General features: G+C 67.1%; 12 protein-coding genes. All 12 read right to left on the bottom strand.

Features of this window, described 5'->3' with window-relative positions:
- Positions 1–4: 4 nt before the first annotated feature.
- A complete protein-coding gene (locus Q0139_RS04545; RefSeq protein ID WP_298018135.1) occupies positions 5–250 on the bottom strand; it encodes a twin-arginine translocase TatA/TatE family subunit in 246 nt (81 codons plus the stop codon).
- Between the two features lie 28 nt (positions 251–278).
- Complete coding sequence (scpB, locus tag Q0139_RS04540) at positions 279–860, bottom strand: SMC-Scp complex subunit ScpB (RefSeq protein WP_298018132.1); 582 nt, start codon at positions 858–860, stop codon at positions 279–281.
- On the bottom strand, positions 857–1,624 hold the full coding sequence (locus Q0139_RS04535) for a ScpA family protein (protein ID WP_298018129.1): 768 nt from the start codon (positions 1,622–1,624) through the stop codon (positions 857–859). Before Q0139_RS04535 ends, scpB begins: the two co-directional genes overlap by 4 nt.
- The gene (gene nagZ, locus Q0139_RS04530; protein ID WP_298018126.1) at positions 1,621–2,628 is read right to left on the bottom strand and encodes a beta-N-acetylhexosaminidase; all 1,008 of its coding nucleotides are present in this window, start codon (positions 2,626–2,628) and stop codon (positions 1,621–1,623) included. Before nagZ ends, Q0139_RS04535 begins: the two co-directional genes overlap by 4 nt.
- A gap of 164 nt (positions 2,629–2,792) precedes the next feature.
- Positions 2,793–3,557 carry an SPOR domain-containing protein gene (locus Q0139_RS04525; RefSeq protein ID WP_298018123.1) on the bottom strand — a complete coding sequence of 255 codons (765 nt, stop codon included), beginning with the start codon at positions 3,555–3,557 and terminating at the stop codon, positions 2,793–2,795.
- The gene (argS, locus tag Q0139_RS04520) at positions 3,557–5,287 is read right to left on the bottom strand and encodes an arginine--tRNA ligase (protein ID WP_298018120.1); all 1,731 of its coding nucleotides are present in this window, start codon (positions 5,285–5,287) and stop codon (positions 3,557–3,559) included. Before argS ends, Q0139_RS04525 begins: the two co-directional genes overlap by 1 nt.
- Before the next feature lie 105 nt (positions 5,288–5,392).
- Positions 5,393–6,541, bottom strand: coding sequence for a DUF1501 domain-containing protein (locus Q0139_RS04515; protein ID WP_298018117.1), 1,149 nt, complete (start codon positions 6,539–6,541; stop codon positions 5,393–5,395).
- Between the two features lie 2 nt (positions 6,542–6,543).
- Complete coding sequence (locus Q0139_RS04510) at positions 6,544–7,992, bottom strand: DUF1800 domain-containing protein (RefSeq protein WP_298018114.1); 1,449 nt, start codon at positions 7,990–7,992, stop codon at positions 6,544–6,546.
- Positions 7,993–8,080: 88 nt separating this feature from the next.
- Positions 8,081–9,244, bottom strand: a complete 1,164-nt coding sequence (locus Q0139_RS04505) for a deoxyguanosinetriphosphate triphosphohydrolase (protein ID WP_298018111.1) — start codon at positions 9,242–9,244, stop codon at positions 8,081–8,083.
- 207 nt (positions 9,245–9,451) lie between these two features.
- On the bottom strand, positions 9,452–11,602 hold the full coding sequence (locus tag Q0139_RS04500; RefSeq protein ID WP_298018108.1) for a tetratricopeptide repeat protein: 2,151 nt from the start codon (positions 11,600–11,602) through the stop codon (positions 9,452–9,454).
- 263 nt (positions 11,603–11,865) lie between these two features.
- Positions 11,866–13,533, bottom strand: coding sequence for a cell division protein FtsZ (gene ftsZ / locus Q0139_RS04495; protein ID WP_298018104.1), 1,668 nt, complete (start codon positions 13,531–13,533; stop codon positions 11,866–11,868).
- A gap of 121 nt (positions 13,534–13,654) precedes the next feature.
- Complete coding sequence (ftsA, locus tag Q0139_RS04490) at positions 13,655–14,935, bottom strand: cell division protein FtsA (protein WP_298018102.1); 1,281 nt, start codon at positions 14,933–14,935, stop codon at positions 13,655–13,657.
- Positions 14,936–14,954 lie beyond the last annotated feature (19 nt).

The following is a 14,954-nucleotide window of genomic DNA, read 5'->3' as shown; positions in this document are numbered from 1 at the left end:
GAAATCAGCTGGCCTGACGGTCTTCCGTCCGCGTTTCGGCGGAATCGGGCGCCGGCGGAGCGGGTTGCGGCGCGATACGCGGCGGCTCGCTGCCGTCCGAACGCGTCGTTTCCTCATCCTCGCGCAGCCCCTTCTTGAAGCTGGTGATGCCTTTGGCGAGATCGCCCATCATTTCGGAAATCCGGCCGCGCCCGAAAAACAGGACGACGAGCAGAACGATCAGCACAATTTGCCACGGACCTATAGCCATTGAAAATTTCTCCTTATCCGCAGCCTAGTTAGTCGTCCCCTTCGGCGGATTCCAGTTCGAGCGATTCGAACGCCTCATCCACGGGATCGAGCAGCCCGGCAGCTTTGAGATCATCAAGACCGGGTAGGTCGCGCCGATGCTCTAACCCGAAATGCTGGAGAAAAACAGGGGTAGTTGCGTAAATTAACGGTCTTCCCGGCGTTTCTCGCCGGCCGGCGGGGCGAATCCAGCCCGCCTCCATCAATACGTCGAGCGTACCCTTGGAAATCTGCACCCCGCGAATGGCTTCGATCTCGGCCCGGCTGACCGGTTCGTGATAGGCGATGATGGCGAGCGTCTCGGTCGCCGCGCGGCTCAGTTTGCGAGGTTCCTCGCGCTCGCGGCGCAGGATATGGGCGAGATCGGGCGCGGTTTCGAAATGCCAGCGCTTGCCGCGCTCGACGAGATGGATGCCGCGACCGGCATAATGTTCGGCCAGTGTTTCGAGCGCGGCCTTGACCTCGATATCGGGGCCGACCGCCTGCTGGATGTCGTTGAGCGTCAGCGCGTCCTCAGCCGCGAACAGCGCCGCCTCGACGGCGCGGATGGCGTCGTTGGGTTCGTCCGTCACGCCGCGCGGACCATCAGGTCTTCGAACGCCTCTTCCTGCCGCAGCTGCGCCTTGCCCATCCGGGCCAGTTCGAGCGCGGCGACGAAGCTCGAGGCGAGCGCCGACTTGCGATAGCCGCCATCGGCGCTCTCGGGCATGAAGCTCTTGAGCGTCGACCAGCCCGGCACGGTGCCGATCATCCGTTCGAGCCGCACCAGCGCATCTTCCAGCGTCATCACCGGGCGGTGGGCGATGACATGGACGGCAGGCTCGGTCCGCGCCTTGATCTGGCCATAGGCGGAAATCAGGTCGTAAAAATCGGCCTGCCACTGGCTCTTGCGGATGACGCGCAGGCCTTCGGGCGCACCGCGCAGGAAGACGTCGCGGCCGATCCGGTTGCGCGCCATCAGCCGGGCGCCGGCCTCGCGCATCGCGTTCAGCCGCTGCAGGCGAAGCTGGAGCCGCAGCGCCAGTTCCTCGGGGCTCGGGTCCTCCTGCTCTTCGCGCGGCAGGAGGAGGCAGCTTTTGAGATAGGCGAGCCACGCCGCCATCACGAGATAATCGGCCGCGATTTCGAGCTTCAGCGCTTTCGCATCGTTGATGAAGGCGAGATATTGCTCGACCAGCGCGAGGATCGAGATTTCGCGCAAGTCTACCTTTTGCGAGCGGGCGAGGCTCAGCAGCAGGTCGAGCGGGCCTTCCCAGCCGTCGATATCCAGCGTCAGCCGCTGGCTTTCGGCGATTTCGGGCGCGTCCTCGAAATTCTCGATCGACAGGTCGTTCATGCGTGGGAGAGTAAAGCATCCCGCTTGGCGATCAATTCTTGAAGGTCGCCCGCCTGTGAGTCCGGCCGGATGCCTTCCATCGCGGTTTCGAGGCGTTTGCGGGATTTTTCGGCGATATCGGGAAGCCGTTCGACGGTCGCGATCATCTCGTCCATTCGCGCCCAGCAATTGAGCGCGATGTCGCAACCGGCCTCGACCACCTTGGCCGCCAGTCCGGCCCGGTCGCCCCTCAGCGCCTTCATGTCGAGATCGTCGGAGAAGAGCAGGCCGTCGAAACCGATCCTTTCGCGGATGACCTTCTCGATCACGATCGGCGACAAGGTGGCGCAGCGGTCCGGATCCCACGCCTCGAACACGATATGCGCGGTCATCGCCATTCTGGTGTTCGACAATTTGGCGAACGGCTCGATATCGCTTTCCAGCTCCCCGGCGCTCGCCGTGACGCGGGGCAGGTCCTTGTGCGTGTCGACCATCGCGCGGCCATGGCCGGGGATGTGCTTCATGATCCCGGCGATCCCGGCAAGCGCGAGTCCGTCGAGCACGGCCCGGCCGAGCGCCGCCACCCGCATCGGCTCGCTGCCCAGCGCGCGGTCGCCGATCACGTCGCTCGCGCCCGGCTGGCGCACGTCGAGGAGCGGCAGGCAGTCGACGGTCACGCCGACCTCGGCCAGCGTCAACCCGATCGCGTGCGCATTGCACCGCGCCGCCTCGATCGCCGACATCGGCGCAACGTCGTAGAGTTTGTCGAACACGCCCCAGGCCGGGAATTCAGGCCAGACCGGCGGTTTCATCCGGGCAACGCGGCCGCCTTCCTGATCGATCAGGATCGGCAGATCGTCACGACCGGCGATTTCACGTAGCGAATCGGTCAGCGCGCGGAGCTGTTCGCGATCCTCGACGTTGCGCGCGAACAGGATGTAGCCCGCGGGCTCGGCATCCTTGAAAAAGGCGCGCTCGTCATCGGTGAGGCACGGCCCCTCGCAACCGAAAATCACGGGTTTCATGCGCGCGGGTTAGGCGAAGGGCGCAGGGTTGGGAAGGCTTTGAGCCCTTTGGCGGTGCGTCATTGCGAGGAGCCGAAGGCGACGCGGCAATCCAGAGCCGCAAGCGATATGCTGCTTGGCCCTGGATTGCTTCGCTACGCTCGCAATGACGAAATAATGCGGCCCTAATTCACCACCACGCTGCACGCCTGACCGGCGCTGCGCAGAGTTGCGCAAATCTGCCGTGCGGCGTCGGGCGAGCTTGCGGCGGCGCGCAGGCGATAGAGCGTGCGTCCTCCGGCCTGCACCGTCGTGACCGAGCGGTTGAGCGAGCCGAGCGCGCTGTTCGACCCGCGAATTTGCGACCAGGCTTGGTTCGCCGCCGCTTCGGACGAGAAGGCGCCGAGCTGGATCAGCCGGCCGCTCGATGCGGACACGCTGCCGGACGAGCTGCTCTCGCTACCGCTTTGCGGCGCGGATTCGGCGAGGCGGCGGTTGGTGGCGGGAATGCGCGCACTGGCCTCGCCATCGCCGTCGCCCTCGGCGGCCGGACGGCGCGCCTGTTCGGAGCGCTCGATGCGACGGCCTTCGACCGGGGCTTCGGGCGCGGCGCCGGGATCGATCCGGCCTTCGGGGCTCTCGCCCTCGCTCGCGGCGAAGGCGGCATCGCCCTCGCCTTCGACTTCCATGCCGCCGGCCTCGCTCGGCGCGACGCGATAATCTTCTTCGGGCGCGGCGATCAGTTCGGCGCCGTCGCCGTCATTGCCGCTGTTCGAGCGGAGCCAGAAGATACCGCCGATGACCACGGCGATCAGGAGCAAGGCGGCGAGAATCCCCGCGATCAGCTTGCCCAGGCCGATGCCGTCCTCATCGTCTTCCTCGACCGCTTCGAGCCAGGGCAGGCGGTCCTCGCCTGCGTTGCCGGGCTGGTCCCATGTATCCTCGGTCATCATTCCATCTCCTCGACGGCCTCGACTCCCATGATCGCCAGGCCGTTACGGATAATCTGTCCAATCGCGTCCGCCAAGGCTAGCCGCGCCTTGGTTAAGGGCGCGTTATCGGGGAGCAGGAGCCGCTTTTCCGGAACGTCGTTGCCGCGATTCCAGAGCGCATGGAATTCCGCTGCAAGATCATTGAGATAAAAGGCGATCCGGTGCGGCTCATGCGCCTTGGCCGCGGCTTCCACGATCCGCGGAAACTGCGCCGCCAGCCGCACCAGCGCCAGCTCCTCGCCATCGAGCAGCGACAGGTCCGCGCCGCCCGGCTCGATCCCCTCGGCGGCCGCCTTGCGGTGCACCGAGCGGATGCGGGCATGCGCGTATTGGACGTAGAAAACGGGGTTGTCCTTCGAGGCTTCGACGACCTTGGCGAAATCGAAGTCCATCTGCGCATCGGCCTTGCGCGTCAGCATGGTGAAACGGACGACGTCCTTGCCGACTTCCTGCACTACTTCGGCAAGCGTCACGAAGCTGCCCGACCGTTTCGACATCTTCACCGGCTCGCCGTCGCGCAGCAGCCGGACCATCTGGACGAGCTTGACGTCGAATTCGGTCTTGCCCTCGGTCAGTGCCGCGACCGCCGCCTTGATCCGCTTCACCGTCCCCGCATGGTCGGCGCCCCAGATGTCGATCAGCATGTCGGCGGTTTCCGCCTTTTGGAAATGATAGGCGAGGTCGTTGCCGAAATAGGTCCAGGCGCCGTTCGACTTGCGGATCGGCCGGTCCTGGTCGTCGCCGAACTTCGTCGAGCGGAACAGCGGCAGCTCGACCGGCTCCCAGTCCTCGGGCGGCGCCTTGCCCTTGGGCGCCTCGAGCACGCCGTCATAGATCAGGTCGCGCCCGCGCAGCTCGGCCTCGGCGGCTTCGGGCTTGCCCGCGGCAACGACATCGGCTTCCGACGCGAACACGTCGTGATGGATGCCGAGCAGCGCGAGATCGGCGCGGATCAGGTCCATCATCGCCGCGACGGCCTCGGCCCGGAACAGCGCAAGCCACTCCTCCTCAGGCGCGTCGGCATGGGCATCGCCGAGCTTTTCTGCGAGCGCCTGCCCCACCGGCACCAGATAGTCGCCCGGATAGAGCCCTTCGGGAATCTCGCCGATATCCTCGCCCAGCGCCTCGCGGTAGCGCAGATGCGCCGACCGGGCGAGGAAATCGACCTGTCCGCCCGCATCGTTGACATAATATTCGCGGATCACCTTATGCCCGGCATATTCGAGCAGATTCGCCAGCGCATCGCCGACCACCGCGCCGCGACAATGGCCCATATGCATCGGCCCGGTCGGGTTGGCCGACACATATTCGACGTTCACCGTCTTGCCCGCCCCCATATCCGACCGGCCATAGGCGTCGCCGGCATCGGCAATGGCGCGCAGTTCGTCGCGCCAGGCGTCCGGATCGAGCCGGATGTTGATGAAGCCCGGCCCGGCGACATCGGTCCCGGCAACGCCGCCCGTGCGCGCGAGCAGCGGCGCGATCTTCATCGACAGTTCGCGCGGGTTCATCCCTGCCGGCTTGGCGAGCACCATCGCCGCATTGGTCGCCAGGTCGCCATGCGACGCATCGCGCGGCGGCTCGACCGCGACATTGCGGCGATCGATCCCGGCCGGAATCGTGCCCTCGCTTTCGAGCCTGTCGAGAATCGCGTCGATATGCGCGGCAAATTGGGCGTAGATGGTCACTATAATGGCATTTCCGTTGCTGGTTCGAGCGAGCCGGGCGCATAGGCCATTGCGGCGCGCAATTGAAGCGGCGTGATCGCGAGCGGGCCCATCGTCGATATGGCGCTAGGCCCGCACCAGCCCCTCGATCGGCCGCGCATTGGTGTCCGGGAACAAGACCCGCGCTGCGCGCTGCGGTTCGATGCCGAAATGCGCCGCGACCGCACCGGCCACTAGCGCATCCATCGAAAGTGTCGGCCGCAAATCGCGGCCCTCGTATAGCTGCGCCGTCGCAAGGCCGGGCCAGTCGGCATGGACGCGCCCGCCCACGACCGTTCCGCCCAGCAGCATCGCCGCCGATCCGGTCCCGTGATCGGTGCCGCCCGTTCCGTTCGGCGCCACCGTCCGCCCGAACTCGGTCGCGACGACGACGAGCGTGTCGCGCCATTCGTCCCCCAGCCCGTCGCGCAGCGCGCCGATCATCGCGTTGAGGCCGGTCAGTTCGCGCCGCAGCCGGCCGGTCTGGTTGGCATGGGTGTCCCAGCCATCGGTGTCGATCGTCACGATCCGCGCGCCATCCGCTCCCGTCATCAGGCGCGCGGCGAGCGCGCCGAGCGACGCCGGATTGCTGCGCCGTGCGGCGGTTTCCCCGGCCCGCGCTTCGGTATCCATCGCCGCGTTCCACAACGCATGCAGTTCCGGATCGGCATCGTAGAGCCGCCCGACGCGCATCAGCAGATCCTCATTGGCATCGGGCAGCACCGAGGGCGCATAGTTGCCGACCCGATTGTCGCCGCGCAGGATCAGCGGCACCGTGACGGCAAGCGCGAGCGCCCGGCTGTCCCTGCCCGGCAACAACGTCAGCAGCCGGTTGAGCCAGCCATCGCGCAGTTCGAACGGTTCGGCACCGCCGGTTTCCAGAACATTCTGCCCGTCGAAATGCGATCGCTCGCGATAGGGTGAGGCGACGGCGTGTGCGAACAGCGCCTCGCCGCCATCATAGAAAGTCTTGAGCCGTTCGAGCGCGGGGTGGAGCCTGAACATTCCATCGAGCGGCAGCGCGGCATCGGCCTCTTCGGCGAAGATGCGCCGCTGCGAGGCAAATTGCGGATCGCCCGCCGGGATCACGGTCGCAAGACCGTCGGCAGCGCCGCGCTGCACGATCACGACCAGCTTTCGATCGGTCTCCGCGCGCGCCCAGGCGAGTTGCGGCGCGAAGGCCAGCGTCGCACCGCCGGCGATCGAATGGGAGAGGAAACGGCGCCTGTCGATCATGCTCATCTCCGTTGAAATTCCGGCGAAACGAGCAGCAGCGCGAGCCCCTGCCCGTTGCTCTCGGCCTGCGCGATCGTCTGGGCTGTGGCGGTGCTCAGCCGGTCGGCGAACAAGGCTTCAGCCAGCTGGCGAGGGTCGCGCCCGTCCGCCGCCGCGCGCACCATCGCTCCGGCCCGCTCGACACGGCGGACAAGCGCATCGGGCACGGCCCATGGCCCCGCCAGATCGTCATATCCGGCGGGCGAGCCCGATTCCCATACCGGCTGGCCGAGCTGGGTGAACAGCCGCGTCACATTGGTATCGGGCAAAGCATCCTGCCCGAGCGCGCGCGAGGCCGAGACCTGCCATTCCCAGGGCGTCTTGAACTTCACCGGCTGCTCGACCCAGGCTTCGGGCGATGCGATCAGCGCGCGATAGACGGCGGAAAGGTCGCCATCGATCGAACGATAGGCCGACGCGAGCCGGTCGATCAGCGCGGGCGGTGGTTCGTCTCCGGCGAAATGGCGGGCGAGCTTGGTCGCGAGATGACGGGCCGTCGACGGGTGGCGCGCCAGATCGCGTAACACGGCGCGCGCCTGCGCCGCATCGGCCTGGTCGTAGCTCTGTCCCATGATCCGCCGCACGCCCGGTTCGTGCAATTCGGGCGCGAAGGCGAAGCTGCCGGGGGCGGCGTCGGGCGAGAGGAAGCGCGTGATATAGCGCTGCCGCATCAGGCCGTTGACCGTCCAGCCGGTGAGCGCCCGGGCGAACTCCGTGACGTCGGTCTGATCGTAACCGCCGTCGACGCCGAGCGTGTGCAGTTCGAGAACTTCGCGCGCGAGGTTCTCGTTGAGGCCGAGCGTCCGGCGAGGGCGGTTGCCGAGGCGGGCGCCGAACTCCGAAGCCGGGCCGATCGAGGTCGTCTGGTCGAGATAGAGCAGCATCGCCGGATGCTGTTCGACGGCCAGCAACATATCCTCGAACCGGCCGAGCACATGCGGCCGGATCGCGTCGAACTCGAGCAGACCGGCATAGCCGAGCGTTTCGCGCTTATCGATCGAGACCGCAAAATGGTTGGCCCAAAAATGGACGAGCCGCTCGATAAAGGGCGTCGTGCTGGTCAGCGCGGATGCGACGCGAGCGGCGATATGCGCCTCGTGAAAATCGCGGCCCTGACGAAGCATGGCGCGGCGCATTTCGGCACGCCGGTCGTCCATGGCGGGCATGGCCTCGCCGTCCCGCGCAGCGAGATTGATCTCGCGAATCCTCTCGCTCTCGACCAGAAATTCGCCGGTGCTTTCGCCGAAATAACGCATGACGTCGCGATGCCGGGGGGCGGCGGCAATCGGAGCGGAGACGGGGTCGTAGCGGGCGAACTGATCGAGCAGCCAACGCTCGGGATCGCCCGGCAGCCGGTCATCCGGGCGTCCGCCGAGACCGAAGCGATTTACCGCGATGACGCTGTTGGGCATGGATTGGCGACCTTCCACTGCGGAAACGCGACGATATTGAGGCCCTTACCACAACCGGCGCTGAACGGCCTATTGGCTGGCCGTGGCGTCAGAACCCCTCGGGGAGTTCGATCGAGCCGACCGCCGCACGATATTGCGCGATCGCGTAACGATCGGTCATTCCGGCGATAAAATCGGCGATATGGCGCGAACGGCCGGGCTCGCTTTCGGGCAGCGCTTGCCGCCAGTCCGCCGGCATCAGCGCCGGATCGGCATGATAGGCGGCGAAAAGTCGCGCCACGATATCGCGCGCGGCCGAAGCGACCTCCTCCTGCAGCGGATGGTTGTACATATGGTCGTAGAGGAAGCGCTTGAGCGCGCGTTCGTGACGCGCCATCGGCGGAGAAAAGGCGGCGAGCGCCCGATCCGCTGCGCGCACCGCGGCAACATCGTCAACTTCCGCCGCCGCTATGTTCCGCTCCGTCTCCCCGATCATGTCGTTGACCATCAGTCCGATCTGCTCGCGGATCAGTTCGGAGGCGAGCACCGCGCGCGGGGCATTGGGGAAACGCCTTTCCGCCCGCCGCCACAAGTCCGCGATTTCCGGCAGCGCCATCAGCGCATCGAGATCGAGGAGCCCGGCGCGCAGGCCATCGTCGATATCGTGATTGTCATAAGCGATATCGTCGGCCAGTGCCGCCACCTGCGCTTCGAGGCTTGCGAAGCTCTTGAGATCGAGCGGAAATTCGGCATCGACTTCGGCCAGCGCCCAAGGCGGATTGGCGACGGGGCCGTTATGCTTGGCCAGCCCTTCCAGCGTTTCCCAGCTCAGGTTCAACCCGTCGAAACGAGGGTAACGCCGCTCGAGACGCGTGAGCATCCGCAGCGTCTGGGCATTGTGGTCGAACCCGCCGCGATCGGCGAGCGCAACCTCCAGCGCGTCCTCCCCGGCATGGCCGAAGGGCGGATGGCCGATATCGTGCGCGAGGCACAGCGCCTCGGTCAGGTCTTCGTTGAGCCCGAGAGCGCGCGCAATCGTCCGGCCGATCTGTGCGACCTCGAGGCTGTGCGTCAGCCGAACCCGGAAATGATCGCCATCGGGCGCGACGAAAACCTGCGTCTTGCCGCGCAGCCGCCGAAAGGCGACCGAGTGGATGATCCTGTCGCGATCGCGCTGAAAGGCGTCGCGCGGCCCCCGCGTTTCTCCGCGCTGCTCATCGTACAGGCGGCCGCGCGTCTCGGCGGGATCGGAGGCATATGGCGCGAGCGGCATGAGACCGGCTCTAGGGGAGTTGAGCGGAGACGGGAACAGGGGGACGGACGAGAGACGGACCGGCTTGATTTGTGAGACCTTGGCTATCGCCATGGCGCCGCACCAGCCCTCTCCCCCACCCGGCCTCCCATTCAGTGTACGCTCGTGGGAGGCCGGGAGGGGGAGAGGGCCGGTGCGGCGACTTTCCGTCAGGAAAATTCTGACAATCTATCTCGGACTTAGCCGCTCGACTTCCTGGCCTTCCGAACTGCGGAACAGCAGCCCCTGGATATCGCCTTCATCGCGCGCCGCATCCAGGAACGCCTGCGCAGCGGCGCGATTGTCGAACGGGCCGACGAGGAGCCTGTTGGTCTGATTGAGCGGCGTGAACCAGCCGGTCTTGCCTTCGAACGCCTGCGGCGCGGCGCGCGTGAACTGGCGATAGGTAAAGCGGAGCGCGCTGACATCCTGCCCGATCGCAACCTGCGCCCATTGCCGTGCAGGGTGGCTGGCGGCAGCAGGCTCCGGCGCTGCTTCCTCGGCCGCCGTTGCACCCGCCGGCCGCGCCATCGCCTCCGCCGTCGGCTGGGGGGACTGCCCGGCCTCGTAGAGCCGCGCAATCTCCTGCCCGGCCTCGCTGCGCCAGCGATAGGAGTCGATGTTGTTGGCACGCAGCGCGGCCACGAAACTGTCGGCATCCCTGCCGCTCACGAACGGACCGACGAGCAGCCGGTTGGTCCGGCCAAGCGGCGTCGTCCAGCCTTCGCGTCCCTGAAAGGCCGCGTTGGCGCGCGCATATTGGCGATAGGTGAAGCGCATACCGTCCATCGTGGGGCCGGTCGCGATCTGGACCCAATGGCGTGCCGGATGGGCGGCGATGTCTTCGGGCGTCGGACCGGCCGGAGGCGGCGGCGGTGGTGCCGGGGCCGCCTGCACGGGTGCGGGCGCGGGCGGCAGCGGAGCGCTTGCCAGCGCCGAAGGCAGAATGGATTCAGGCCGTTCGGCGGGCGGCGAAGAAGAAGGTGGCGCGGAAGCCCCGGCGGACGGTGTCGTCGCGACCGTTCCGGAACGGACTTCGCGCTGGGCACGCTGCTGCAGCTCGGAACGCAAATCGGCGAGCGAGAAGCGCGTCGATGAAAGCGTGCCCGAGTCCGCTGCGGAGGACGAACTGCCCGTCGAAGGGACGGGCGCTGCCGAGAAACCGGGACGCGGATCGGTCGCGGCGGTCGCAACCGGCGCGCTTTGAGCGGGCGCCGGGGACGGCGGCGGGGGGACAGGTACAGGCGCCGGGGCTGGAGGCGACGGTGGGGGCGGCACCGGGACGGGTGCCGGCGGCGGTGGCGGCGGCGGTGGTGGTGGTGGTGGTGGAGGTGGTGGAGGTGGAGGCGGTGGTGCGGGAACAGGCGCCGGTGCCGGTGCCTGTGCGATTTCGGTCGGCTGCGACCCGCCGGGGCGGCGGCGGGAGCGGTTGGCGCGCTGGGCTCGGCGTTCTTCTCGCGCCTGCTGGCGGGCGCGACGGCGCTCCTCGCGGCGATCGACACGCGTTTGCTCGGCTCCTGCCTGTGGGCCGAACGCTTCGCCCTGCGGAACCAGCCCTGCACCCGGTGTGTTCGCCGCCGCCAGTTCGGGGAAATCGGACAGCGCGTAGCGGGGCCCTGTTCCGCTCGTCGGGAAGGTACCGAAATGTACGGCTTGCGCCTTGCCGGCGTCGCTCAGCCCGGCGAGTTGGCCGAGATAAGGCGTCAGGATCTCAAGCTCGCGGCGCGGCATGATCGTGGATGCGGCCTCGACCGCCTCGCGCACATCGCCGGTGAGGCCGATGACGAAGGCGCGGGTTCGCCAGGCGACCACGGTCTGCTCGCGCAGCTGCGGCTCGAGCAATTGCAGCGCCTCGTCGCGATTGCCCGAAATGGCGAGGCTGAGCGCCAGCCGCCGGACGATTTCCGGATCGTTGCCGCGTTCGAGCGCCATCCGGTAATCGGCCTGGGCGCGTTCGGGCTGGCCGAGAAGATCGTAAGCAAAGCCTCGATCGGCGACATATTCGATCAGGGGCACGCCAAATTGTTCCGCTTCGCGGAAACGTTGCATCGCCTGCAGCGGCCGCTCCAAGCGCACGAGCGCACCGCCAAGCCCCGCCTTCACCCGCCCGTTGCGGGGGCTGAGATCGTTCGCGCGAACGAAGAAGCCGACGGCTGCCTGCGCGTCGCCGAGCGCCAGCGCCGCGCGCCCCGCGCCGATCAGCGCTTCGACGTTGTTGGGATTGTCGGCGAGCTGGTTGAGTGCTGCCGCCAGCCGCGAAGAGGGCGGCGTCCCGCCCTGATTCATGAACGGAAAGGCGGCGCTCTGCTGCGCATGAAGCGGTGCCGCCGTCCCCGCCATTAGCAGGGGCAGCAATGCGAAACGAAGGGAAGGGAATCGCCTGACAGGGTACATTATGACATTCTTAGCGATGCTTTGCGCCAAACGCACCATGAACCGGGAGGCCCCGCGCGGCAGAGCGACGCGCCCGGTCGACGAGTCGCCACTGCTCGTCTGATTGTAACGATTGTGGGTGGTCTCTCCGCAGCAAAGAAAAAGGGCGCCGCCGCGTTTTGCGGCAGGCGCCCTTCCTGCGACCCTCGGAAGCCCGAGGAAACCTTATCCTATTGATTGTTCTGACGGTTGAGGAAGGTCGGGATGTCGAGCGAATCCTTGCCACTCGACGAACGGTCGCCGCCGCTCGCAGCCTTCTTGCCGTCGTCGACCTTGGCCGCGCCGCGCGCGATGTTCGACATCCGCTCGAACAGCGTGCCGCCGGAGCGGGCAGGCTTGGCCTCTTCGGTCTTCGCCTCCTCGGCCGGCGCCCATTTCGTCGCACCGGCAGGCTTTTCTTCGGGGACGATCGCATCGCTGCCCAGAAGCAGTTCGTCGTCCTCGGTGCTCGTCGGGGCCGCGGCCGCCGGCTTCGCGGCATCGGCGCTGCTTACGGTGCGCGGTTCGTCGTCACGAGCCCGGACGGTGAACGACGGGCGTGGCGCAGCACGCGGGCGATCGGAGGGCGTGATACCGGCGGTATCGTCGAACATCCGCACCGGAGCGGGCTCGGGTTCGGGCGTCGTCACGCCGGGACTCGGCTCCGGCGTTTCGGCGGCAGCGACGTCGGTATCGCTTTCCGCAGCAATGGCCGGGGCTTCGTCAGGAGTGTCGCTGGCAGCCGGCGCCTCTGCCTCTTCGGGCGTGTCGTCTTTGGCGATCGGCGCGGCCTCGGCGGGCTTTTCGTCCGCCGCAACGTCGCCCTCGGCGGTGTCGCGCGCCGACGGGAAGGTGAAGACGCGGGCCGGTTCGGGCCGCGCGGCCTCGCTCGCATCGGCCTCGATGCCCGTCGCGACGACAGACACGCGCAGCTTGCCTTCGAGATCGTTGTTGAATGCCGAACCCCAGATGATGTTCGCGTCGGGATCGACGAGTTCCTTGATGTGGTTCGCCGCTTCGTCGACCTCCATCAGGCGCATATCCTCGCCGCCGGTGATCGAGATGATGACGCCCTTGGCGCCTTGCATCGACACGCCGTCGAGCAGCGGGTTGGCGATCGCCTGTTCGGCGGCTTCGCGCGCACGGTCGTCGCCCTCGGCCTCGCCGGTGCCCATCATCGCCTTGCCCATTTCCTCCATCACCGAACGGACGTCGGCGAAGTCGAGGTTGATGAGGCCCGGCATGACCATCAGGTCGGTGATCCCGCGAACGCCCTGCTGCAGCACCTCGTCCGCCATCTTGAAGGCGTCCTTGAAGGTGGTGTCGGGGTTGGCGATCAGGAACAGGTTCTGGTTGGGGATGACGATGAGCGTGTCGACATGCTTCTGCAGCTCCTCGATGCCGGCATCGGCAGCCTTGCCGCGGCGCGATCCTTCGAAGCTGAACGGCTTGGTCACCACGCCGACGGTCAGGATGCCCTTCTTGCGCGCGGCTTCCGCGATCACCGGCGCCGCGCCGGTGCCCGTGCCGCCGCCCATGCCGGCAGCGATGAAGCACATGTGACAACCTTCGAGCGCATCGTCGATCGCGGCGAGCGTTTCCTCGGCGGCGGCGCGGCCGATTTCGGGACGCGAACCGGCGCCCAGCCCTTCGGTGATCTTCGGACCGAGCTGGATCCGCGTCGCGGCGTCGGAATTGTTGAGCGCCTGGGCATCGGTATTGGCGACCAGGAACTCGACCCCCTGCACTTCGGCTTCGATCATATTGGCGATGGCGTTGCCGCCCGCGCCGCCGACGCCGATGACGGCGATCTTGGGTCTCAGTTCGTTCACTTCGGTCCTCGTAAATTCGATGCTCATGCGCCTGACTCCCCTTGGTTTTCCGGCTCCGGCCCTAGGCTTAAGAAAATCTTACAACAGTGTGACTCGCAGGGGCTACCCCTAATGCGCAGCGACTCGTGGATATTCCTCGCTTCATCGCTCAATACTCACTCCTGAACGCAGCGACGAAGCGCCGCCACAGTTCCGCCCAGCCCGACCACATGCTGCCGCCTTCGGACTGGATCACGAGTTGCGCCTGGCTCTGCATGACGCGCAGGTCCGCCGGCCCTTCGGCGGAGAAGCGGGCCAGGCCGCACAATGTCGCGAAGGCCGGTCCCGAATGCGCCTCCGGAAGGCCCGGCAACGGCGCCGGACGGCCCGTGCGAACCGTCCGCCCCAGCGCGCCCTGCGCATAGTCGGCAACGCCCTTCAGCTCCGCCCCGCCTCCGGTCAGCACGACCTGCCGGCCGACCGGCCCGGTGAAGCCCATGGCATCGAGCGCGGTGCCGACCTCACCCATCAGAAAGTCGAGCCGGTCGCGAATGACGGTGATCAGCTGGGCGCGGCTGATCCGCGGCTGGTCGGCGCCCTCTTCGGCCATGGCGGGTGCGATATCGATCATGTCGTGATTGTCGCGCGGGCTCGTCGTCGCCGAGCCGTGGAAGCATTTGATCCGTTCCGCCTGCGCGCGCCGCATCCCGAATTCGGTGGCAATGGCATCGGTGATGTCGCTCGCGCCGAAGGGGATCGAAGTCAGCCCGACGAGCATCCCGCCGGCGAACAGCGAGACGTTGGTCACGCCGGCGCCGAGCTCGACGAGCGCAACCCCAAGCTCGCGCTCCTCCGCCGTCAGGCAGGCATGGCCCGTCGCGACCGGCGAAGCGACAATGCCGTCGACGCCGAGATAGGCGCTGCGAACACAATGATCGAGATTCCTGAGCGGCGAGCGCTCGGTCAGCACCGCGTGGATGTCGACCGCGAGCTGGTCGGCATGAAGCCCGAGCGGGTTCTTCACCCCGCCCAGCCCGTCGATCGTATACAGCGTGGGATGCGCGTGCAGCAGCTCCATCCCCTCGGGGTCGATGGCGCGCAGCCCGGCAAGGTGCAGGTCGCGGATATGCGCCGCCTCGATCCGATGGCCGCCGAGATCGGCATCCATCGTCTCGACCTTGCTCTTGAGCCCGCCGGCCGAAAAGCCGACCCAGGCGCGCTCGATATTCATGCCGGCAATCCGCTCGGCCTGTTCGACCGCGGCGCGGATCGCCGACTCTGTTTCTTCCATGTCGGCGATATAGCCGCGCTGCACGCCCTTGCTCTCGCGCTGCCCGGTGCCGAGCACCTGCAAATCGCCGCCATCGGGATTGCGCACGATCATCGCGCAGATCTTCGATGTCCCGATATCGAGGACGGTGATGATCTCTTCGTTCTTACCCTGTGCCATGGTCTTCGCTTCCCCCTTC

This window comes from uncultured Parasphingopyxis sp., from assembly GCF_937129435.1.
Classification (GTDB): domain Bacteria; phylum Pseudomonadota; class Alphaproteobacteria; order Sphingomonadales; family Sphingomonadaceae; genus Parasphingopyxis.
The sequence above is the reverse complement of the archived record's forward strand: the minus strand, read 5'-3'. Positions and strand labels throughout refer to the sequence as shown.